22 protein-coding genes are annotated in these 21755 nt (G+C 60.0%); 11 read left to right on the top strand and 11 right to left on the bottom strand.

Annotation, left to right across the window (positions count from 1 at the left end; all coding sequences use genetic code 11):
- Window positions 1-6: 6 nt before the first annotated feature.
- The 7 genes from pstB to G9X67_RS19630 form a co-directional block, all read right to left on the bottom strand.
- A complete protein-coding gene (gene pstB / locus G9X67_RS19660) occupies window positions 7-813 on the bottom strand; it encodes a phosphate ABC transporter ATP-binding protein PstB (protein ID WP_138328265.1) in 807 nt (268 codons plus the stop codon).
- On the bottom strand, window positions 810-1667 hold the full coding sequence (pstA, locus tag G9X67_RS19655) for a phosphate ABC transporter permease PstA (protein ID WP_171599444.1): 858 nt from the start codon (window positions 1665-1667) through the stop codon (window positions 810-812). Before pstA ends, pstB begins: the two co-directional genes overlap by 4 nt.
- Window positions 1668-1669: 2 nt before the next feature.
- On the bottom strand, window positions 1670-2647 hold the full coding sequence (pstC, locus tag G9X67_RS19650; RefSeq protein WP_138328267.1) for a phosphate ABC transporter permease subunit PstC: 978 nt from the start codon (window positions 2645-2647) through the stop codon (window positions 1670-1672).
- Window positions 2648-2732: 85 nt separating this feature from the next.
- Window positions 2733-3755: a phosphate ABC transporter substrate-binding protein PstS gene (gene pstS / locus G9X67_RS19645; protein ID WP_138387560.1), complete on the bottom strand. Its 1023-nt coding sequence runs from the start codon at window positions 3753-3755 to the stop codon at window positions 2733-2735.
- A gap of 353 nt (window positions 3756-4108) precedes the next feature.
- Entirely contained in the window at window positions 4109-6238 is a 2130-nt protein-coding gene (locus G9X67_RS19640; RefSeq protein ID WP_171599443.1) for an EAL domain-containing protein, read from the bottom strand.
- A gap of 270 nt (window positions 6239-6508) precedes the next feature.
- Window positions 6509-6862: a cupin domain-containing protein gene (locus G9X67_RS19635; protein ID WP_171599442.1), complete on the bottom strand. Its 354-nt coding sequence runs from the start codon at window positions 6860-6862 to the stop codon at window positions 6509-6511.
- Window positions 6863-7515: 653 nt separating this feature from the next.
- Window positions 7516-8085 (bottom strand): TetR/AcrR family transcriptional regulator, encoded by a 570-nt coding sequence (locus G9X67_RS19630; RefSeq protein ID WP_171599441.1) that lies wholly within the window; start codon window positions 8083-8085, stop codon window positions 7516-7518.
- A 277-nt stretch (window positions 8086-8362) separates the two neighbouring features.
- On the opposite strand from G9X67_RS19630, the gene G9X67_RS19625 reads away from it, so the two are divergent.
- Both G9X67_RS19625 and G9X67_RS19620 read left to right on the top strand, forming a co-directional pair.
- On the top strand, window positions 8363-8890 hold the full coding sequence (locus tag G9X67_RS19625) for a DUF417 family protein (RefSeq protein WP_138328271.1): 528 nt from the start codon (window positions 8363-8365) through the stop codon (window positions 8888-8890).
- Between the two features lie 140 nt (window positions 8891-9030).
- On the top strand, window positions 9031-9978 hold the full coding sequence (locus G9X67_RS19620) for a YeeE/YedE thiosulfate transporter family protein (RefSeq protein WP_348649128.1): 948 nt from the start codon (window positions 9031-9033) through the stop codon (window positions 9976-9978).
- A 141-nt stretch (window positions 9979-10119) separates the two neighbouring features.
- Here the strand turns inward: G9X67_RS19620 and G9X67_RS19615 are convergent, their stop codons facing one another.
- Both G9X67_RS19615 and G9X67_RS19610 read right to left on the bottom strand, forming a co-directional pair.
- Complete coding sequence (locus tag G9X67_RS19615; RefSeq protein ID WP_171599440.1) at window positions 10120-11403, bottom strand: O-acetylhomoserine aminocarboxypropyltransferase; 1284 nt, start codon at window positions 11401-11403, stop codon at window positions 10120-10122.
- Window positions 11404-11520: 117 nt separating this feature from the next.
- Window positions 11521-11949: a CoA-binding protein gene (locus G9X67_RS19610; protein ID WP_033180348.1), complete on the bottom strand. Its 429-nt coding sequence runs from the start codon at window positions 11947-11949 to the stop codon at window positions 11521-11523.
- A gap of 120 nt (window positions 11950-12069) precedes the next feature.
- Between G9X67_RS19610 and G9X67_RS19605 the strand changes: the two genes are divergently transcribed.
- Both G9X67_RS19605 and G9X67_RS19600 read left to right on the top strand, forming a co-directional pair.
- On the top strand, window positions 12070-12393 hold the full coding sequence (locus G9X67_RS19605; protein ID WP_138328273.1) for a hypothetical protein: 324 nt from the start codon (window positions 12070-12072) through the stop codon (window positions 12391-12393).
- Window positions 12394-12869: 476 nt separating this feature from the next.
- Window positions 12870-13706: an EamA family transporter gene (locus G9X67_RS19600; protein WP_138387564.1), complete on the top strand. Its 837-nt coding sequence runs from the start codon at window positions 12870-12872 to the stop codon at window positions 13704-13706.
- Here the strand turns inward: G9X67_RS19600 and G9X67_RS19595 are convergent, their stop codons facing one another.
- The gene (locus G9X67_RS19595; protein WP_138387565.1) at window positions 13707-14540 is read right to left on the bottom strand and encodes an enoyl-CoA hydratase; all 834 of its coding nucleotides are present in this window, start codon (window positions 14538-14540) and stop codon (window positions 13707-13709) included.
- Between the two features lie 96 nt (window positions 14541-14636).
- Complete coding sequence (locus G9X67_RS19590) at window positions 14637-14867, bottom strand: DUF1127 domain-containing protein (RefSeq protein WP_138328276.1); 231 nt, start codon at window positions 14865-14867, stop codon at window positions 14637-14639.
- 73 nt (window positions 14868-14940) lie between these two features.
- Here G9X67_RS19590 and G9X67_RS19585 point away from each other — a divergent pair, with 73 nt between their 5' ends.
- The 7 genes from G9X67_RS19585 to G9X67_RS19550 all read left to right on the top strand — a co-directional run bounded on the left by G9X67_RS19585 (window position 14941) and on the right by G9X67_RS19550 (window position 21731).
- Complete coding sequence (locus G9X67_RS19585) at window positions 14941-15840, top strand: LysR family transcriptional regulator (RefSeq protein WP_171599439.1); 900 nt, start codon at window positions 14941-14943, stop codon at window positions 15838-15840.
- A gap of 315 nt (window positions 15841-16155) precedes the next feature.
- A complete protein-coding gene (rplM, locus tag G9X67_RS19580; protein WP_003558420.1) occupies window positions 16156-16620 on the top strand; it encodes a 50S ribosomal protein L13 in 465 nt (154 codons plus the stop codon).
- A gap of 1 nt (window position 16621) precedes the next feature.
- A complete protein-coding gene (gene rpsI, locus G9X67_RS19575; RefSeq protein WP_003558419.1) occupies window positions 16622-17089 on the top strand; it encodes a 30S ribosomal protein S9 in 468 nt (155 codons plus the stop codon).
- A 303-nt stretch (window positions 17090-17392) separates the two neighbouring features.
- Window positions 17393-18580 carry a CmlA/FloR family chloramphenicol efflux MFS transporter gene (gene cml / locus G9X67_RS19570; RefSeq protein WP_171599438.1) on the top strand — a complete coding sequence of 396 codons (1188 nt, stop codon included), beginning with the start codon at window positions 17393-17395 and terminating at the stop codon, window positions 18578-18580.
- A 223-nt stretch (window positions 18581-18803) separates the two neighbouring features.
- Window positions 18804-19766 (top strand): agmatinase, encoded by a 963-nt coding sequence (gene speB / locus G9X67_RS19565; protein WP_171599437.1) that lies wholly within the window; start codon window positions 18804-18806, stop codon window positions 19764-19766.
- A 60-nt stretch (window positions 19767-19826) separates the two neighbouring features.
- Window positions 19827-20759: an N-acetyl-gamma-glutamyl-phosphate reductase gene (gene argC / locus G9X67_RS19560; RefSeq protein ID WP_171599436.1), complete on the top strand. Its 933-nt coding sequence runs from the start codon at window positions 19827-19829 to the stop codon at window positions 20757-20759.
- A 180-nt stretch (window positions 20760-20939) separates the two neighbouring features.
- On the top strand, window positions 20940-21731 hold the full coding sequence (locus G9X67_RS19550) for a sulfite exporter TauE/SafE family protein (protein ID WP_171599506.1): 792 nt from the start codon (window positions 20940-20942) through the stop codon (window positions 21729-21731).
- Window positions 21732-21755: the final 24 nt, after the last annotated feature.

The raw sequence follows: 21755 nt of genomic DNA, 5'->3' as shown, positions 1-21755 counted from the left end.
CGCAGATCAGCCGTAGCGGCCGGTGATGTAGTCTTCCGTGCGCTTGACCTTCGGCGACTGAAAAATCTCGGCTGTCGGGCCGTATTCGACCAGTTCGCCCAAATACATGAAGGCGGTGTTGTCGGAGATGCGGCTTGCCTGCTGCATGTTGTGGGTGACGATGACGATGGTGAAATCCGTCTTCAGCCGGGCGACCAGCTCTTCCACCTTGGCAGTCGAGATCGGGTCCAGGGCGGAGGTCGGCTCGTCGAGCAGAAGCACCTCGGGGCGAAGTGCTACGGCACGCGCGATGCAGAGACGTTGCTGCTGACCGCCGGAAAGGCCGAGGCCACTGCCCTTCAGCTTGTCCTTGACCTCTTCCCAGAGCGCTGCCGAGCGCAGCGCCTGCTCGACGCGGACATCCATCTCGGCCTTGGAGATGCGCTCGTGGTGACGGATACCGTAGGCGATGTTGTCGTAGATCGACATCGGGAACGGCACCGGCTTCTGGAAGACCATGCCGACCCGGGCGCGCAGTTCGTTCATCGAATAGCCGGGGTCAAGGATATTCTGGCCGTCGAGCGTGACGGAGCCGGTGGCACGCATCTTCGGGTAGAGCATGTAGATGCGGTTCAAGATGCGCAACAGCGTGGACTTGCCGCAGCCGGACGGACCGATGAGAGCCGAGACCTGGCGCTCGGGAAAGCTCAGGGTGACGTCGCGGATCGCGTGGGCATCGCCGTAGTAGAAGTTGACGCCGGTCAGCGCCATCTTGTCGACTGTTATGGCCGAGTGGGCCGGGCGAGGTTCGAAGGCTTTGTTCTCAAGCATCATTTCGCATTCCTGCGGTTGAGGATGGCGCGGGAGCCCACGCTGAGGAGAAGCACGATCGCCGTCATGACGAAGGCGCCGGCCCAGGCGAGATTCTGCCATTGCTCATAGGGGCTCATAGCGAACTGGAAGATGACGACGGGAATATTCGCCATCGGCTGCGACATGTCCAAGCTCCAATACTGGTTGTTCAGAGCCGTAAAAAGGAGTGGCGCGGTTTCGCCCGAAATGCGGGCGATCGCAAGCAGGATACCCGTCAAGATGCCTGCGGAGGCGGCGCGGTAGAGTATGTTGACCGTTACCTTCCAGCGCGGGATGCCCAGCGAAAGTGCTGCCTCCCGCATGACGTCCGGAACCAGCCGCAACATCTCGTCGGTGGTGCGCACCACGACCGGCAGGAAGATGAAGGCGAGCGCGATGCCGCCGGCAAAGCCGGAAAAGCGTGACGTCGGGCGGACGACCAGCTCATAGACAAACAAGCCGATGATGATCGACGGCGCCGAAAGCAGGATATCGTTGACGAAGCGGATTGCTTCGCCGATCTTCTTGCCGCGGCTGAACTCCGACAGGAAGGTGCCGGCCAGTACGCCGATCGGCGTGGCGATGATAACAGCCAGAACGACCATCAGCAGGCTGCCCATGAAGGCGTTAGCGAGACCGCCGCCATCTTCGCCGGGCGGCGGCGTCATTTCCGTGACGAGACTAGGGCTGAGCGCAGACAGGCCGTGTATCAGCGTCGTCCAGAGGATCCAAACCAGAAAGACCAGGCCGACCACGGTCGCGATGCCACAGAGCGACAGCGCGATCATGCTGCCGATCTGGCGGCGGCGGTAAATGGAACCCGAATGGGTGGCCATGACTACTCTCCCCTCTGTCTTGCCATGCGCACCAGCATGAGCTTGGCGGCCGCCAGAACGATGAAGGTGACAACGAAGAGGATGAGACCGAGCGCCGAGAGCGACGACCTGTAGAGATCATCCGAAGCTTCGGCAAACTCGTTGGCGAGCGTCGCAGCGATCGACGTGCCGGGCTCCATCAACGACACAGCGATGTTATGGGTGTTGCCGAGTACGAAGGTGACCGCCATGGTCTCTCCGAGCGCGCGGCCGAGACCAAGGAAGATGCCGCCGACGACAGCGGTGCGGGTGTGCGGAATGACGATGTCGCGCACCACTTCCCACTTGGTCGAACCAAGCGCATAGGCCGATTCCTTCAACTGCGCCGGGACGACCAGGAAGACGTCGCGCATGACCGAGGAGACGAAGGGGATAATCATGATCGCCAGCACGATGCCTGACGTCAGCATGCCGATGCCGAGCGGGGCGCCGGTGAACAATGCGCCGATTATCGGGATCGGGCCTAGCCAGTCGATCAGCACCGGCTGAACGTAGTCCGACATGAAGGGAGCAAACGTGAAGAGACCCCACATGCCGTAGATGATCGAGGGAATACCGGCGAGAAGCTCGATGGCGCCGCCGATCGGACCGCGAATGGAGCGCGGCGCAACTTCGGTAATGAAAACGGCGATACCGAGGCTCACGGGAACGCCGATGATCATGGCGAGCGCCGAGGTGACCAGCGTGCCGTAAATCGGCACAAGGCCCGAGAACCGCTGGGCAACCGGATCCCATTCCATGCCGGTCAGGAAGCCAAAGCCGAAGGTCCGGAACGCGAGAAACCCGTCCCAGACCATGGAGAACGCCGCTGCGAACAGTGCGACCAGAACAAACAGGCCGCAGCCCAAAACTATCCAATAAAAAATACGATCGCCTGCCGCGCCGTCGCGGCGCTTGACGCCCGCGGTTGTGGCGGGCAGCGATGCCATTGCTTCGCTCATATCCGTCCGCTCTGCTGCTTTGAGGATGTCAAAGGATTCGGGGCGGAAAGCTTGGCTTGCCGCCCCGGCCGCAGTTTCGTCAGGATCAGCCCTTGAAGGAGGCCGTCCAGTAATCTTCGATCTGCTTCACCAGAGTTTCCGGAAGCGGAACGTAGTCGAGCGAGGAAGCTTCCTTCTGGCCGTTTTCGAGCGCCCATTTGAAGAAGGCGAAGGCGGCCTTGGAGCGCGCCGCATCCTTCGGCTCCTTGTACATGATCGCCCAGGTCGTGGCAGTCACCGGCCAGGCCTTTTCGCCCGGAGCATTGGTCATGATCAGGTAGAAGTCCTGAGCCTTGGTCCATTCGGCGCTCGCAGCTGCAGCCGAGAAGCTTTCGGCATTCGGCTTCGGATACTGGCCTGCGGCGTTCTGGATCAGCACGTAAGGCAGCTTGTTCTGCAGGGCGTAGGCGTATTCGACATAACCGATCGAATCCTTGACGCGGGTGACGTATGCGGCAACGCCCTCATTGCCCTTGCCGCCGATGCCGACCGGCCAGTTGACGGCCGTGCCTTCGCCGACCTTGCTCTTCCAGTCTTCGTTGACCTTGGAGAAGTAGTTGGTCCAGTTGAAGGAGGTGCCCGAACCGTCCGAACGGTGGACGACGGCGATCTGGCTGTCGGGCAGTTTCAAACCGCGGTTCAGATCGGCGATGGCCTTGTCGTTCCACTTGGTGACGTTGCCGAGGTAGATGTCGGCGAGAACCTTGCCCGTGAGCTTCAGTTCGCCCGACTTGATGCCCTTGACGTTGATGACGGGCACGATGCCGCCGACGACGAGCGGGAACTGACCGAAGCCGCCAGTCGTCAGGTCTTCCGGCTTCATCGGGGCGTCGGACGCGCCGAAGTCAACCGTTGCAGCCTTGATCTGGGCGATGCCGCCGCCCGAACCGATCGACTGGTAGTTCAGCTTGTCGCCGGTCTGCTTGTTGTAGTCCGCAGACCACTTGGACAGGACGGGGTAGACGAAGGTGGAGCCGGCGCCGGTGATATCGGCGGCGGAGGCCGAAACCGCCAGCGCGGCGACCAGGCCCGCACCGAGGCAGGCCGAAAGAAGTTTCTTGGTGAGCATATGAGCGCTTCCCTAATGGATTTGAAAAACAATGAGGCCAGCGCCATGGAGGGGGTGTCCATTGTCGGGGCGCTGAAATTCTCGTCACATCAGGCGGGCTAGGCGCGTTTTATTACAGTTTGATGACGGTTTTTGACCGCCGAAACCGAATGCAGGGCCGTGCGTCAAACGCGGCAGTTACGGCCTTTCGATTGAATCGCGGATTTAACAAAGCCTTAGCAAAAACATTGGGATAGATTGACGCATGGCTGTGGTGGATTGCCGCAGCGATGCCTGCAAATGTCGTTTTCAGGATTTCGAAATACCGGGCGGCTCGTGGCCGATACCGAATTCGTGCGATGGCCTTTACGAGATCACGCGGCCGACTCTTCTCGCAGCCTGCTGGATATGTCGCATGCCGACATGGGTTTTCCGAGCATATACCCTTGAAGCTGGTCGCAGCCGGCGTCTCGCAAGATCGCCGCCTGACGGGTATTCTCAATACCTTCGGCGGTCACGGGTATCTGCAGAGCAGTCGCCAGGGAGATGGTTGCCCGAAGAATATCGGCGCCATTTGCGGTTACATCGAGAGCGGACACGAGCGAGCGGTCGATCTTCATGCGATCAAACCCAAACTGCCGCAATGCACCGATGCTGGCGTAGCCGCAGCCAAAATCATCAAGAGCAAACTTTATGCCGACGCGCTTGAGTTGGTCTATCGACCGACGGGCCTGATCCGGATTTGTCATCAGAACGCCTTCGGTGATTTCCAGTGTCAGGCGGTTTGGATCGAAATCCAACTCCTGCAGGATCGCGATCACCTGGGCAGCAAATTCCGGATTGCAGAGCTGGATCGGCGAAACGTTCACCGACAAAGTCAGACCGGGCCAGCTCTTGGCATGCCCGATCGACGTTCTCAGCATATGGACGCCAAGGGCATCGATGAGGCCACACCTTTCAGCAAGCGGGATGAATATTTCCGGGCTGACGTTTCCCGTTGCAGTTTTCCAGCGCGCCAGTGCTTCAAGACCGGTGACAGCGCCGGTCGAAGCAGAGACGAGAGGCTGGAAAACAGCTTCGATTGCGCCGCTGCCGATGGCGTTTTTCAAGAGACCTTCCAGCTCGGCGACCCGTATGCGTTCCCGGTCCAGTTCGGGATCGTATTCAACCGCCTGACCTTTACCATTTGCCTTGGCTCGATAGAGGGCCATGTCGGCTCTGCGAAGAAGCTCCAAAGGCGATATGTCTCCATCGTGCGCCGCAGCTCCGATGCTTGCGCCAACTTCGATCGTTCGCCCGTCAATTTTGAAGGGCTCGGCAAACAGCGCCAGAATCGCCTCTTCCATCTCTTCGCGTGCAGTGGCTCCAACGTGCACCAACGCGAATTCGTCGCCTCCCAGCCGGGCCGCGGCTAGGACTTCGGGATGACTGGTCATCAGCGCGTTCGAGACGATCCGGATCAAATCATCCCCAACCGCATGCCCCCAAGCATCGTTGACCGCCTTGAAGCCGTCGAGATCAACCAAGTAAAGCCGCGGTGACGAAGGTTCCGGGCTCTCCAGATCCTCCAGCAGGCGGAGAAGACCCTGTCTGTTCAACAAGCCACTCAAGCTGTCATGGCTCGCTTCGAAGCGAGCTGTTTGCGCCAGTTGGCGCAGGCGCCGCGCTTCGGATGCGCCAACCAACAGAACGCCGATCAAGAATAGCGAAAGAACGACGGTAGAAGCTGCAAGATAAGGATAGACCTGCTGAAACACGGCACTTCCGGGCGCTTTGCTCGGCCAAACGAGGTAGCCGATCACGCCTCCCTTGATGTCGGTGATCGGCGTGTTCAGGAATCCCGGCTTGGGCGTCGTCTCAAGGCTCAGCCCCTCGAGTTCATGTTCGTTGGAGAGAGTGTCGAGTACCTCCGACGTAAAGGCCTTGTAGAAACTCAGCACGCTGAACTTCGGAACCTCGGCGGCGGCCTCGAACGGCTGGATCGCCTGCGAGGCGATGAGTGCCATACCGCTTTCGGTCTTGATGAAATTGACCACCGGCGCCTTGGCCGGAGCTGCAGCCGCATTGATCTGCTGATAAAAGGCTTCCCCGAAAAACGTGCCCGGCTGGAAGGGCTTGCCTTTGGCGTAGGCCGAGACGATCGAAGACCCGTCAGGGCCGGTCACGATCGCGCCGTCATAAAGCGCATAATCCTCGCTGGTTTTTCCCCAATTCTCATAGGCCCAATCCGCAGCGGTCGGAGATGAGACAGCACTGTAGGCATCGTCCCATATGGCATTGTCCGTCGTTGTCCCGCTCAAGCGAGCCACAAAGGCTGCGACCGCCGCGCGGGCGGCGCGACTGGCCCTGGCATCGTCGATCTCGTTCGCCGACCGGGTCATCGTGGCGACGACATGTGCCATAAGGCCGGTCAATACGAGAGCGACGACAAGGAAGCAGACGGTTGTCGCAATGATGGAAGACGTTTGAGTCCGAACGTGCCCGGCTGCAAGATTCGACGACATGCAAATTCCGCAAAGATTAATTGCAAGGCCATGTCTGGGGGACGGCAGGAGACATCATGTCCGCAATGCGCTGCAGATAAGGGTTTAGCATTTGCCGATGTAGGCACGATTAATGGGATTGGTTAAAAGCATTCAAATCCGGGATATGAGGCCACAAGCACCGTCTTTGCCCGCTTGCCGTTTCGGATCATCGCTGCGACTGCGACGACAAAAGGCGAAGCCGAAAACGGGGAAAGGCCCGGCTTCGTCGCGCCCCATTTGCCGGCCCGCTCAAACCTTGATCACGTAGTCCTTGCGATTCGTTTCAACGACTTCCCACGTTCCCTTGAAGCCGGGTCTGAGGATCATCCGGTCACCTGCCTTCAGATGAACCGGCTCACCGCCGTCCTCCGTCACGATCGAATGGCCGGCCAGCAGGCTGAAATATTCCCATTCCTCGTAGACGATCCGCCACTTGCCGGGTGTCGCCTCCCAGACGCCGGAATAAAGGCCACCTTCTCTCTCCTCTAGGTTCCACGTACGGAATTGCGGATCGCCGGAGATGATCCGGCCGGGCTCCGGGGCGCCGAACTCGGGTTCGACGCCGTCGATGCTGAAGGTGATGAAATTTGCCATCGTCGTCATGGACCTCTCTGATGTCAGTCTCCTTCGCAGCCAATGCCTGCGTGGGATTATTTGAAATCATTAGCGATTTTGTATCCCGTCGCATAGATCTTCGTGCTGGTGTTGCCGTGCTCCCCGTTTTCGCCGATAAAAATGCATGCCGGAGTATTTCTCGTGGAATCTCTAATGCAAACTCGTTGACCCCTGTTCGAGCCGCTTCAGTTGCCTTCTACTTTCCTGGAGCAAAATCCGCCTCCGACAGGTCCGGACGCGGACCCTATTTCCTCGAATTCGCAAAACGCGCGCGCTATGACTGCCAAGCCTCTTATGCTGACAGGCTGCTTCAAGGAGCGCGCTCAGGCCGAAGACGCTGTGGCAAGCGGTGCAGTCGACATCGTCGGCCTCGCACGTGCGCTCGTCCTTGAGCCTTCACTTCCCAATCTCTGGAAAGACGATCAGAAACCCAAGGTTCTCGCAAGCCCCCGAGGGTGGGATCACCGCGTGGTACACGATGCAGCTGGCAGAGATCGGCGCGGACGAGGACAGCCCCGTTTTCGGCGACCTCGCACAGGCAATTCACGACTACGCAGCACGCGACAAATTGCGGACGAAGGTCTGGCTATCTCACTTCGCTGGTAATGCCCTCATGCGTGACCGCACAGTCTCGTTTCAGACTAACCGCGATCCATCGTTGAAAGGAGCGCCGTTGCCATTCGTTTAGCCTGACCGGCAGGCTCCGCTGAGCGAACCATTTGGGCTACCGCCGTTGCTCCTTCATGGAGAAGATTGATTTCATCCGCCACACGCCGAGGGTCGCGGAATCGCACAGCATGAGCCAGTTCTTCGAAGTAGGCGAGCGCCAAGCGTTTGTGCATCTCCGCCGCTCGGAACACGGGATCAGCGATGTCCTTGTGTTCTCCAGCAGCAGCCATAAATCCACAGCCTCTAAAATCCTTGTCCTTGAACCAGAGTTCCAGAAAATCGAACGTCGACAGAATTCGCTCCATCGGATCGGTCGCACGCTTCTCGACAAACTCGCGCATCTTACGGCGATCCTCTTCGTCGCGCCGCTCGAGCGCCTTGAGGATCAGGTCCTCCTTTGTCTCGAAGTGTCGGTATAGGGTCGTTTTCGCTACGCCACTTTCCGCGATAATCAAGTCAATGCCAGTCGCATGGTAACCATGCTTGTTGAACAGGCGCAAAGATGTTTCGAGCAGATGGTCCCTGATTTCCGATCGCCGCATTATCCCTCACCGAAAAATACTGATCTGTAGTGATACTTAATCACTCGTCGGATGGTAAGCAATGGCTTGTTGGCTGGGAACAGAATACGGCTGCAGCTGACAGTTACGCGCAAGTCGCCATGCTGCACCGTCAATCGGAAGCGACATGGATCGCGATTTCGTGATTTGAAAACGATACAGATCAGCAGTATTAACTCAACATCGATACAGATCTGTATCGTTCTGGATTTGGGTCGTCGAACTGACCGCAAAGGCCAGACATCAATGGGAGAAGGAAATGACCCAATTTATCGATCATGTCGGCATCCAGCCGAAATCGAAACGCATCGCAGGCATCCTGCATCTAGCAGAGACCTATGGCCGCACGGCAACCACCGGTGGCCTCTATGTATCAATCATCGTGATCTATGCCTGGTTTGGCGGCATGAAATTCACAGCCTACGAGGCCCAAGGACTGGTCGATCTGGTCAGCAACAATCCTCTTGTAAGCTGGATGTACTCCATCTTGAGCGTGCGAGGCTTTTCGAGCTTCCTGGGAGTCCTCGAACTCAGCATCGGCGCACTTATAGCCGCAAGACTTGTCAACCCGATTTATTCGCTTGTGGGAGGCGTCCTGTCGTCCGGACTGTTTGTCACCACTATCAGCTTCATGATTACGACCCCTGGCGTGATTGTTCCCGAACTCGGGTTCCCGGCCATCTCGGTCGCTCCTGGCCAGTTCCTGCTCAAAGACGTCGGCCTTCTGGCGCTATCACTCTGGATTGCAATGGATTCCCTTACCGCAATCCGCTTCACGAGAACCTAAATCCGGAAGCTCGGCACATCTGCCATTCGTGCGAACGCCCCGATCCAAGCCTGGATCGGGGCGTTCGCCATTCACTAAGTTCCAAACTCGTGTCATTGTGCCCGCGATCTTCTTCACTGAACGTACGGAGGATTGGTGCCGTGAACGGGTTCTCCCACGGCATTGGGGTGGCAGACTTCGAGACGTGGGCCAGTTTCGGTTTGATTGGAGGGCTGGGCTTCGTCCTCGGCTTCGCGATGAACCACGGGTCGATCTGCACCTTCATCGCTACGACGGAATTGATTTCCGAACGCAGACCCGCGCGATTTCTCGCTCTGGCCGAATGCGCAGTGTGGGCCGCGATCGCCTATATCATCCTCGACAAGTTGCCGACCATGAATGGTGGATGGTCGCCTTTGGTTCACATGGTCGGCGCAGCCATCCTTTTTGGTGTCGGCGTATATGTAAACGGTGCCTGCATTTTTGGATCGGTAGGGCACTTTGGTAACGGAGAGATGGATTTCGGTTTCACCTTCCTCGGGATTCTTGTGATCCTGTCCCTCGATTCTGTGTTCAATCTGCGCGCGGAGCCGATGCCAATCAGCGCTTCACCGCCGCTTGCGCTAGAAGCCTTGTTGGTGGTTTTGTTCGTGTTCCTACTCCTGAGACTCGGCGTCTCGATCAAATCGGAGACCAACTTCCGTCGGCTGACATTGGCAATGGGTACTATTGGCATAACTTCGGCCACCTTATCGGCGTTCGCCCCTCGCTTCTCAGTCACGACCTCGGTCGGATCGATGCTTTCGATCCCGGTGACGAGTTCACTCATCTTTGTCTGCATGTTTAGCGGCAGTCTCGTCTCGGCGAGAATTCGCCGGCATCAGTTTTCACTGAGCTGGCCGCCGACATGGAAGAGCGTGTCGCGAAGAACAATTGGAGGCTTGCTGATGGGCTTTGGGGCGCTCCTTATCCCAGGTGGAAATGACACTCTCCTGCTTGTCGGTCTCCCAATGGGAGCGTGGCAGGCCTTCGTCGCCTATCTTATCATGGTGGCAGCGCTTGCCGTGCTGATCGCTAGATTTGGTTCAACAGCGCGATCGTGGTCTTGAACCCTTCCCCAAAGTCCGAGCGCGCTCACGCTTGATCGTTACGACCGTATGGCTGCGCGATCGTCGCCTCGGCGCTGATTTTATGGCTGTATGCCGACAAACATCATCTGCGAAATTAAAAAACGTTTGTTGCGAACCACATCAGATCTTCGAGAGTGCCTGTTCGAGATCGGCGATGATGTCCTTGACGTCCTCGATGCCGACGGAGAGGCGCACCACGTCAGGGCCTGCGCCGGCAGCGATCCTCTGCTCGTCTGTCAACTGCCGGTGCGTCGTCGAGGCCGGATGGATGACGAGCGAACGGGTGTCGCCGATATTGGCAAGATGGGAGAAGAGCTCCAGCCCCTCGACCAGCGTCTTGCCCGCCTCATAGCCGCCCTTGACGCCGAAGGTGAAGACGGAGCCGGCGCCCTTCGGCGAGTAGCGCTGCTGCAGGGCGTGGTTCGGGTCGTCGTCGAGGCCGGCATAGTTCACCCAGGCAATCTTGCTGTGCGCCTTCAGCCACTTCGCGACGGCGATCGCATTGTCGCTGTGGCGCTGCATCCTGAGCGGCAGCGTCTCGATGCCGGTCAGGATCAGGAAAGCGTTGAAGGGCGAGATCGCCGGCCCGAGGTCGCGCAGGCCGAGCACACGGGCAGCAATCGCAAAGGCGAAATTGCCGAAAGTCGCGTGCAGGACCATACCGTTATATTCCGGCCGCGGGCTCGACAGCATCGGATAATTGCCGGATTTCGACCAGTCGAAGGTGCCGCCGTCGACGATGAGGCCGCCCATGGAATTGCCGTGGCCGCCAAGAAACTTCGTCAGTGAATGCACGACGATGTCGGCGCCGTGCTCGATCGGACGGATGATATAAGGCGTTGCCATCGTATTGTCGACGATCAGCGGCAGGCCGTTGCGATGCGCGACGTCGGCGATGGCGGCGATATCGACGAAAGTGCCGCCGGGATTGGCGAGGCTCTCGATGAAGATGCCGCGCGTCTTGTCGTCGATCTGGCTTTCGAAGCTTGCCGGATCGGCGGCATCGGCCCAGCGCACCTGCCAGCCAAAATTCTCGAAGGCATGGCCGAACTGGTTGATCGAGCCGCCGTAGAGCTGGCGGGCAGCGATGAAATTCTCGCCGGGGCGCATGATATTGTTGAAGACGATCACCTGCGCCGCATGGCCGGAGGCGACGGCAAGGGCTGCGGTGCCGCCCTCGAGCGCTGCGACACGCTCCTCGAGCACGGCCTGCGTCGGGTTCATGATGCGGGTGTAGATGTTGCCGAAGGCCTGCAGGCCGAAAAGGGCGGCGGCATGATCGGAATCACTGAAGACGAAAGCGGTCGTCTGGTAGATCGGCGTTACCCGCGCCCCAGTCGTCGGGTCGGGCTGCGCACCGGCATGGATCGCCAACGTGTTAAATCCCGGATCGTTCTTGGCCATGTCGTCCTCCAGTTGTTGCTGACGGGCAGGATCATAGCCGGTCGCTTGCGAAAGTTAATCGCGATCCGTTTCAACCCGTGGGCGTTCGGTGGAAAATCCGTCTCAGTGCACCGCAACTCAGGCAATAAGACGGGGATACTCGATCGCCGGGCAGCGGTTCATCACCACCTGGATGCCGGCGGCCTCCGCCTTTGCCGCAGCCGCATCGTCGCGCACACCAAGCTGAGACCAGATGATCTTCGGCAGCGGCCTCAGCGCCAGCGCCTCCTCGACGACCCCGTCCAGATATTCGGAGGCGCGAAAGACGTCGACCATGTCGATCGGCACGGGAATGTCGGCGAGCCGGGCATACACGGTACGGCCCTGGATCTGTTTGCCCGCCTGCCCCGGATTGACAGGAATGACCTCGTAGCCGCGCGACAGCAGATAGCCCATGACGCCGTTGCTCGGCCGGGCCGGATTGGGCGAAGCGCCGGTCAGCGCGATGGTCTTTACAGAATGCAGGATTCCGGCGAGGTAATCATCCGTGTAGGCGTCGTGATTCATGTCCATTTCTCCACTCCCGAAAGCCCTTCGGCGCGGCCGGCATATTTTTTTGCGTGTCCGTGAAACCGACTGGGCATCTTTTCCGTATATATGAATTGGATACTCCCTGAGGATGATTCGATGAAAAAAGTCGCTCTTGCCCTCATGCTCGTGCTGGCCGCATCGCCGGCGCTGGCGATCTCGCGCTACAATCCGCTCACCATGAGCTGTGCCAGCGTGCGTGCCGCCATCCACAATCAGGGCGCGGTCATCTTCCGCTACCAGTCTCCCCGTGGCTTGCCGCTCTACGATCGCTATGTCCGCAACAGCAATTATTGCGACGCGACCGATTATGCGGAATGGACATATATCCCTTCAAAAGACACTCCCCGCTGCCAAGTGCTGAACTGCCAGAACATCGACAACCTTGACGGGATGCTCTTCGTTCCGCATCATCAGCTCTGATGTTTTTCGCCGTCATGTCGGGCGCAGGAACAGTACGCCTTTCGCGGTTGCGAAAGGTTTGAGATCAATCCCGCGCTGCGATTTCGCGATGATTGCACAATCAGAAGCTTTAATTTTCCCTTATGTCAAAGTTATAGAATAATATCTATATTTCAGCACCATAGAATAATCAGTTGTCGAATTCCTGCAGGTATTTTCTCTTTTTGTTCTCGATAACGCCACGATTTGTTCCCGCATCCATTAGAAACATCTCATAGTTGAAAGGATCGCGTGGATTGAACGCATGTCGCGCGCACGTAAAAATTGCTCCAATGGGTCGCCATTGTTCACCTCCTGAAAGGATGCTATTCGTCATATGGACACGTAAGCGACCGCCGCCATGCAATTTCGTGCAAATCCCAGTTGTCTTTTCACGAATTTGAAACGCCGAAGGCGAGGCGTGTTCCGCTTCCTCTCATCCTTTCCGGATTACTCCCTTGCCTCTCGACGTCATCCTGCTCGTTCTCTTCGGCGCACTGCTGCACGCGACATGGAACGCCATCATCAAGGCGGGGAGCGATAAGTCCCTCGATGCGGCGCTGATCTCGGCCGGCGGCGCGGTTTCGGCATTGCCGTTCCTGCCATTCCTGCCGTTGCCGCACGCCTCGGCCTGGCCGTTCATCGGCGCCTCTGCCATCCTGCAGTTCGCCTATTTCCAGCTGGTCGCCGCCGCCTACCGGGCCGGCGATATCGGCCTTGTCTATCCGCTGATGCGTGGCTGCGCGCCGCTGCTGATCGCTGCGACAAGCGGTTTCATCCTGAAGGAAAATCTTTCCGGCGGCGCCCTTGCCGGCACGATGACGATCTCGGCCGGCGTGCTGACACTCGCCCTCGAGGCGCGGCGCGGCAGCAGCCGCGCCGTCATCCTCTCGCTTGCCAATGCCTGCGTCATCGCCAGCTACACCTATGTCGACGGAATCGGCGCGCGCATCTCCGGCAATGCGGTTTCCTACACTTTGTGGATGTCGCTGCTGCCGCCGCTGCTGCTGTTTTCCTGGGCAGCATCCCAGCGCGGCGCTTTCGCGGTCGTGCGTCACGTTCGCCGCAACTGGTGGCGCGGCCTTATCGGCGGCGCCGGCTCGATCGCTTCCTACGGGCTGGCACTCTGGGCGATGACGAAAGCCCCGGTCGCGACCGTCGCAGCCTTGCGCGAAACCGCAATCCTGTTTGCACTGGTGATCTCGATCACCGTCTTCAAGGAAAAAGCCAGCATCTGGCGCTACGTCGCCGGCGTCGTCATCGCGATCGGCGGGCTGCTTCTGAAACTGGCGTGATCACTCACCTGTCCATTCGGCCTTGCGCTTGCCGAGGAAGGCGCCGATCCCTTCCTGCGCATCCTCAGTCAGCATGTTCTCGACCATCACCCTGGCGGCATAATCATATGCCGCCTCCACCGGCAGTTCGAGCTGCCGGTTGAAGGCTTCCTTGCCGATCTTCAGTGTCAGTGGCGACTTGCTGGCGATCACAGCCGCATATTTGGAAACCACCTGCGCCAGATACTGCTTTGGCACGATACGGTTGACGAGGCCGAAGTCCTTGGCGGTCGAGGCGTCGATCGTCTCGCCGGTCAGCAGCATCTCCATCGCCTGCTTGCGGTGCGCGGCACGGGAAACGGCCACCATCGGCGTCGAACAGAACAGGCCGATGTTGACGCCCGGCGTACAGAATGTCGAATTGTCCGTGCAAATCGCCAGATCGCAGGAGGCAACGAGCTGGCAGCCCGCAGCCGTTGCAAGCCCGTCGATCTCGGCGATGACAGGCTTCGGCAGATGCGCGATCTTCAGCATCAGATCGGCGCAGAGCCGGAAGGACCTTTCGAAGAAACCGCCCCCCTGATCTTCATCGGCGCGATGGGCGGTGAGTTCCTTGAGATCATGCCCGGCGGAAAAGACATTGCCGGTCGACGCGATGACGACGACGCGCACATCCGGCTCCGCCCCGGCCGTCTCGAGTTCTTGCATCAGCGCTTCGAGAAGCGCGATCGAAAGCACATTGGCCGGTGGGTTGTTGAGCACGAGCCGCAGCACGCCGTCGCGCAGCGAGCGGGTCAGCATGCCGCCCTCTTCCGCTCCGGCGGCGTCCTTCCGGAAGGATACGATTTCGGCCATGATGCTGCTCCCTGCGCTCGATTCCAGGCAGACGTTTTGCCACAAGGCGCCGGAAATTTCGAGCAGGATCCACACTCCCCGCAGAGACCGTTGCCGTCAGGACCAGAACCACGACTTCGATGTTTCTGCGCTCGCCTGCGCACGGGTCAGACCGACATCGCAAAGCTCGTCGTCGGTGAGTTCCAAAAGCGTGCGGCGGCTGCGGCGCTTTTCGAGGTGATGTTCGATCGTCATCAGCAGCCGCAGGCTCCAGCGCGCCATGCCGCGAAGTCTCGACCGAACGATATCGCGAGGTGTGTCAAGGATCCCGCTTAATTCCAGGGCCATCTCTTCTTCCTTTCTTCAACGGATGAAAGATGCGCTGGAAGATGCCGCGAAAGAAGCTTATGGATATTATGATATGCATAAGGATCTCTTTTGTATGCCTCTCCACCTCGATCAGCTTGCCGCCTTCGTCAATGTCGCCGATCTCGGAAGCTTTACGGCTGCGGCCGACAAGGAGGGCCTGACGCAGCCGGCCGTCAGCCTGCAGGTGAAGGGGCTCGAACAGCGGCTTGGCGTCCGGCTGATCGAGCGTGTCGGGCGGCGGGCGCAGCCGACCGCGGCAGGCCTCGACCTGCTCGTGCATGCAAGGCGACTGCTTCAGGAATCGGCCGCCGCGGAAGAAGCGATGATGCCGTATAGAGATGGCGCCAGCGGCCGTGTGCGCATCGGCAGCGGCGGCACGGCGTCGATCCATCTGCTTCCTCGCGCCATCGCCGTTGCTAGAAAATCCATGCCCGGCCTCGAAATCACCGTGCGCATCGGCGATGCCGATGACATTCTGCGCGATCTGGAGGCCAACAGCCTCGATATCGCCGTCGTCGCCCTGCCGGCATCGGGACGGAACTTCGAGATCGAGCCGTTCTACGAGGAGGAATTGCTGGCCGTCGCGCCTGCGGGCAGCCTGATGCCCGAAGGCGGGCCGGACGCCGCCTTCATGCGCGACAGGACGCTGCTGCTTTATGAGGGCGGCAATACCAGGCGGGCGATCGACGCGTGGCTGGCTGCACCGGATACCAGGATCCGACCTGCGATGGAGTTCGGCAGCATCGAGGCGATCAAGGAGCTGGTGGCCGTGGGGCTCGGCTGGTCGATCCTGCCGGGGCTGGCGCTGAAGCGCGACCGCGCCGGCCTGGTGACGACTTCATCGCTAAACCCGCGGCTCACGCGCCGCCTCGGCATGGTTCTGCGCCGGGACAAACATCTGACACGCGGCCTTCGCGAAATGATGAAATGCCTGCGCGCGTTCAAAGGTTGAGAACCGCTTTGGACCAGGGGACGCGATTTCAAACCGGCAGAAATGACGTGAAAAACGTCAGACGCAACAGTTCGCGACCGCAGAAATATGAGGTATCCAAATACCACATATCTAAGTATTTGTTTTTGCTTCAAAATTTTTCCAAACCTTCGGGAAATCGATATTGACCCAGTGTCACATTGCCTTTATACACCGCCCCAGAACGCAGCCTGTCCGGGCTGCTTTCTTTTTGGCATGCCTAAAGCCTGCCAATCCAAGCAACAAGAAACGCCCTTCAAGCCCTCGGGCCAAGGGTCCCAAAAGAGAGTATTCACTATGGCAACCTTCTCCCAGAAGCCTGCAGAGGTGGAGAAGAAGTGGGTGATCATCGACGCCGAAGGGCTGGTCGTTGGCCGTCTCGCTTCCATCATCGCTATGCGCCTGCGCGGCAAGCACAAGGCAACCTTCACGCCTCACGTTGACGACGGCGACAACGTCATCGTCATCAATGCCGAAAAGGTCGTTTTCACCGGCAAGAAGTATTCCGACAAGGTCTACTACTGGCACACCGGTTATGCCGGCGGCATCAAGGAACGCAGCGCACGCCAGATCATCGAAGGCCGCTTCCCGGAGCGCGTCCTCGAAAAGGCCGTCGAACGCATGGTTCCGCGTGGCCCGCTCGGCCGTCGCCAGATGAAGAACCTGCGCGTTTACGCCGGCTCCAACCATCCCCATGAAGCCCAGCAGCCGGTCGCCCTCGACGTTGCCGCGCTCAACAAAAAGAACGTAAGGAGCGCCTGATATGGCTGACCTCTCCTCCCTGAAGGATCTCGGCACGGTTTCCGAAGCTGCTGCTCCGGCCCACGTCCGCAAGGTCGATTCGCTCGGCCGCTCCTACGCGACCGGCAAGCGCAAGAACGCCGTCGCCCGCGTCTGGGTCAAGCCGGGCTCCGGCAAGATCACCGTCAACGGCAAGGAATTCGCGGAATATTTCGCCCGTCCGGTGCTGCAGATGATCCTGCGCCAGCCGATCGTTGCGGCTGCCCGTGACGGCCAGTTTGACATCGTCGCAACCGTTGCCGGCGGCGGCCTCTCCGGCCAGGCCGGTGCCGTTCGCCATGGCGTGTCCAAGGCGCTTACCTACTTCGAACCGGGCCTGCGCGCGGTACTGAAGAAGGGCGGCTTCCTGACCCGCGACAGCCGCGTCGTCGAACGCAAGAAGTACGGCAAGGCAAAGGCCCGCCGCTCGTTCCAGTTCTCCAAGCGTTAATCGCTTCGGACAGATGGAATTTACGAAGGCCGGGGCAACCCGGCCTTTTTTGCGCTGTTTAAACCAATCGGAAGCGTGCCGGTATGCCATTGTCGCATTCCCGCTCTGCTGGTAGAAACTTGGCAAAGCGCTTCGGAAATGAGCAAAGCCGCAGTCAGGGTCGAATCATGGGAACAACCAAGTCCGCAGACAAATAAGCCGCAACAACTCTGCCCTGTTGTTGCGGCGTCTGTCCGGTCAATCCCGATACTGATGAAGAGACAGATCGCCGCCGAATGAAATCATTTGAGCGGGTTCTTTCCCATGTCTTATCCCAAAATCCAGCAATGGACCTATCCCCTGCCGGCAGCCTTGCTGCTGATGGCACCGTTCGACATCCTGGCCTCGCTCGCCATGGATATCTATCTGCCGATCGTGCCGGTCATGCCGGAGGCGCTCGGCACTTCGCCGGCGGTCATCCAACTGACCCTCAGCCTCTACATGCTCGTGCTCGGTGTCGGCCAGATCGTCTTCGGCCCAATTTCCGATACTGCCGGACGACGGCCTGTCCTGCTTGGAGGTGCTGCACTCTTTGCCGCTTCATCCTTCCTGCTTGCCGGCTCCTCGTCGGCGCCGATCTTCGTGGTCTTGAGATTGCTGCAGGCAGTCGGCGCGTCGGCGACCCTCGTTGCAACTTTCGCAACCGTGCGTGACGTCTACGCCGGGCGTCCCGAAAGCAGCACGATCTATAGCCTTCTCGGATCCATCCTCTCCTTCGTGCCCGCACTCGGCCCGATCATCGGAGCCTTGATCGCGGATCGCTTCGGCTGGCGCGCCATCTTCCTCGTCATCGGCCTCCTTGCGGTTGCCGCCCTTTTCAACGCCGGCATGCGATGGCACGAAACCCGCCCTGCCGTTACCGCGAAGATCGCTCTCCGCCCGATCCTTACAAGCCTTCCCTTCTGGGTTTATACGGGCGGCTTCAGCACGGCGATGGGCGCCTTCTTCGTCTTCTTCTCGACGGCACCCCGTATCCTGATCGACAAAGCCGGTTTTTCCGGCATCGCCTTCAGCTTCATCTTTGCCACGGTGGCGCTGGTGATGATCGTGACGGCGCGTTTCGCCAAGCGTTTCGTCATGCGCTGGGGCATTGCAGGCAGCCTTGCCAGAGGCATGGCAATGCTGCTTCTCGGCGCCGTGCTGCTTACCTTTGGACAGCTGTTTCTGCAGCCTTCCCTCGTCAGCTTCGTCGTGCCGATGTGGATCATCGCGATCGGTATCGTCGTTGCGACGGCGGTCACCGCCAACGGCGCGCTCGACGCCTTTGGCGATACGGCCGGGACGGCGGTCGCGCCCTATTCCTGCGTCGCGAGCATCATCGTCGGCTTTGCCGGAACCTTCTTCGTGATTCTGCTCGGCAGTGACAGCGCCTGGCCGCTCGCGGGCTATGTCTCAGCGACCGCGCTGACAACGCTGGCTGGATTGTGGTGCCTGCGGGAGCCGGCCGGATAGGCAGCGGACAAATGACGGTCGCTCGACGATAACGAGCGGCCGTCGTCCGAACGATTGCTTGAAATCCGTCCGCACCTCGCCTACCCCTTTCTGCGCGCGGGGGATCGGCCAATTCCTTCGCGAGAGACCCGCCGCCCGACGCTCTGGCATCGTGCGGAGATCCTACAATGCAGCGTCCGTATCGAACGCGACTATGATTTTGCGACCGAAAAAGGAGCATGATTTGGCGAACAGATCGATTGACCACGCCTTCACGGCGACCAGCCTCACCTCCGCTGCCAGCGATCCGACCTTTGCCGGCGCGCTGTCCTTCATGCGCCGCCGCTTCACCAAGGAGCTCGCCGGCGTCGACGTCGCCGTCTGGGGCATTCCCTTCGATGCTGCGACATCGAACAGGCCGGGCACACGCTTCGGGCCGCAGGCGATCCGGCGTGCCTCGGCGATCTTCGACAATGATGCGCAATATCCCTTCAACCGCGAACTCTTCGCCGAAATGGCCGTGATCGACTACGGCGATTGCCTGCTCGACTATGGCAATCATCAGGACACGCCAGCCGCCATCGAACGACAGGCGAATGTCATCCTCGACAGCGGTGCCTTCCTGCTGACGCTGGGCGGCGATCATTACGTCACCTGGCCGCTGCTGAAAGCCCATGTGGCAAAACATGGCCCACTCGCGCTCGTGCAGTTCGACGCGCACCAGGATACCTGGTTCGACGAGGAACGGCGCATCGACCACGGCTCTTTCGTGGCGCGGGCAGCGCGCGAAGGTATCATCGATCCCGACCGCTCCATTCAGATCGCCATCCGCACCCATGCGCCTGAGGATTGCGGCGTCAATATTCTCTACGGTCATCAAGTCGAGGAGATGAGCGCCAGCGATATCGCCTCGGCGATCATCTCCCATACGCGCGGGGCGCCGGCCTATCTCACCTTCGATATCGATTGCCTCGATCCAGCCTTTGCGCCGGGCACCGGCACGCCGGTTTCAGGCGGACCATCGAGCGCCAAGATCCTCTCGGTGCTGCAGCGTCTGCACCAGCTCGATATCCGCGGCGCCGACGTCGTCGAGGTATCGCCGCCCTACGATCATGCCGATATCACCGCCATTGCGGGGGCAACAGTGGCGATGTATATGCTGGGGCTTCATGCCGAGAGACGCGCCATCGCCGTGTCACAAGGCTGACCTATCATCTTCAAACTGAATCCGGAAACCTTCAGAACCCATTGAAAGCGCAGGTTTAACATGGCACCGAAAATCTTCATCGACGGCGAACACGGCACGACGGGTCTGCAGATCCGCACGCGCATGGCAGGCCGCCGCGATGTCGAACTTCTGTCCATACCCGAAGCCGAGCGGCGCAACGCCGCCATGCGCGAGGACATGCTGAACGGCGCCGACATCGCCATTCTCTGCCTGCCCGACGATGCGTCGAAGGAAGCGGTGCAGATGGTTTCGGCCAACAACAATGTGCGCGTCATCGACACCTCGACCGCCTTCCGCGTCAATCCCGGCTGGGCCTATGGTTTTGCCGAAATGGACAAGCAGCAGGCCGACAAGATCGCTGCCGCCCGGTTCGTCGCCAATCCCGGCTGCTATCCCACTGGAGCGATCGGCCTCATCCGGCCGCTGCGCGCCGCCGGCATTCTGCCGGACGGCTATCCGATTACGGTCAACGCGGTCTCCGGCTATACCGGCGGCGGCAAGCAGATGATTGCGCAGATGGAAAATCCGGATCACCCGGATGCGATCACCGCACCGCATTTCCTCTACGGCCTGCCGCTCACCCACAAACACGTGCCCGAGATGACCGTGCATGGCCTGCTCGACCGCGCGCCGATCTTCTCGCCGTCGGTCGGCAAGTTCGCGCAAGGGATGATCGTGCAGGTGCCGCTGCATCTCGACGATCTCGCCGAGGGCACGACGATGGAGAGCATCCATGCCGCCCTCGTCGCTCATTATGCCGGCCAGGATATCGTCAGTGTCGTACTACTGGCCGAAAGCAAGACCCTGCCCCGTATCAACGCCGTCGAACTCGAAGGCAAAGACACGATGAAGCTCTTCGTCTTCGGCACCCCGGGCGCTTCGCAGGTCAATTTGGTGGCGCTGCTCGACAATCTCGGCAAGGGCGCCTCGGGCGCTGCGGTGCAGAACATGGACCTGATGCTCGCCTCGTAAGGCGTGAGCGGCGGCATCGACCTGATGCCGCTCAAGCTTCGTGTCGATCTCATCATCATGATCTCGCGGCCGCCTGCCTCGGCGGCCGCAGCATCGCTTTCGCGCTCGATCATCGATGGCGATTGGGCTATGAAACCGCATCCTTTCTCGCTGCCCATCCCGAATCACGGAGCCGATGTCATGACGCTGGATGCACTTATCGCTGGCGTCGGCGTATGGTTTGCCGCCGCCTTGCCCGATCATGGCATCTATGCGCTGATGGCATTTGCCTTCATCGCCGGGCTTGCCCGCGGCTTTTCAGGTTTCGGCGCCGCATTGATCTTCATTCCGCTCGGCGGCGCGATCGTCGGGCCGAAGCTGATCTCACCGATCCTGCTCGTCATTGACGGCATTGCCACACTCGGGATGATTCCGCCGGCCTGGCGCGGCGCCAATCGACCCGAGGTTTTCGTCATGGCGGCGGGTGCGGCGCTCGGCGTCCCGGCCGGCACGGCGATGCTGGCGCTGCTCGACCCGCTGCTCTTGCGCTGGAGCATCACGATCATCGCTATCTCCTTGCTTGCGCTGCTGGTATCGGGATGGCGCTATCACGGGGAGGCGTCCGCACCGCTCACCAGCGGAGTCGGGCTGATCGCCGGGCTTTTCAGCGGCGCTGCGCAGCTCGGCGGGCCGCCGGTCGTCGCCTACTGGCTCGGCGGCAAGAGCGACTTCATCCGTGTCCGGGCGAATGTGGTGCTCTATTTCTCGATTTCGTCCGTCTTCAGCGCTATCAGCTACTATTTCGGCGGACTGTTCGTGCCTGCCGTCTTTGCGCTCACAGTCGTCATTCTGCCGAGTTATGCGGTCGGGCTCTATGGCAGCTCGAAACTGTTCGGGCTTGCCGAGGAGCGGACCTTCCGCATCGCCTGCTACGTCCTGATCGCCGCCGCCGCGATCATCGGCATGCCGCTGCTCGATGGGGTGTTGCGCTAGTTCCGTCCCGAAGCCTCGGCCGCT

This window comes from Rhizobium sp. WYCCWR 11152 (assembly GCF_013087615.1).
GTDB lineage: Bacteria > Pseudomonadota > Alphaproteobacteria > Rhizobiales > Rhizobiaceae > Rhizobium > Rhizobium indicum.
The sequence above is the reverse complement of the archived record's forward strand: the minus strand, read 5'-3'. Positions and strand labels throughout refer to the sequence as shown.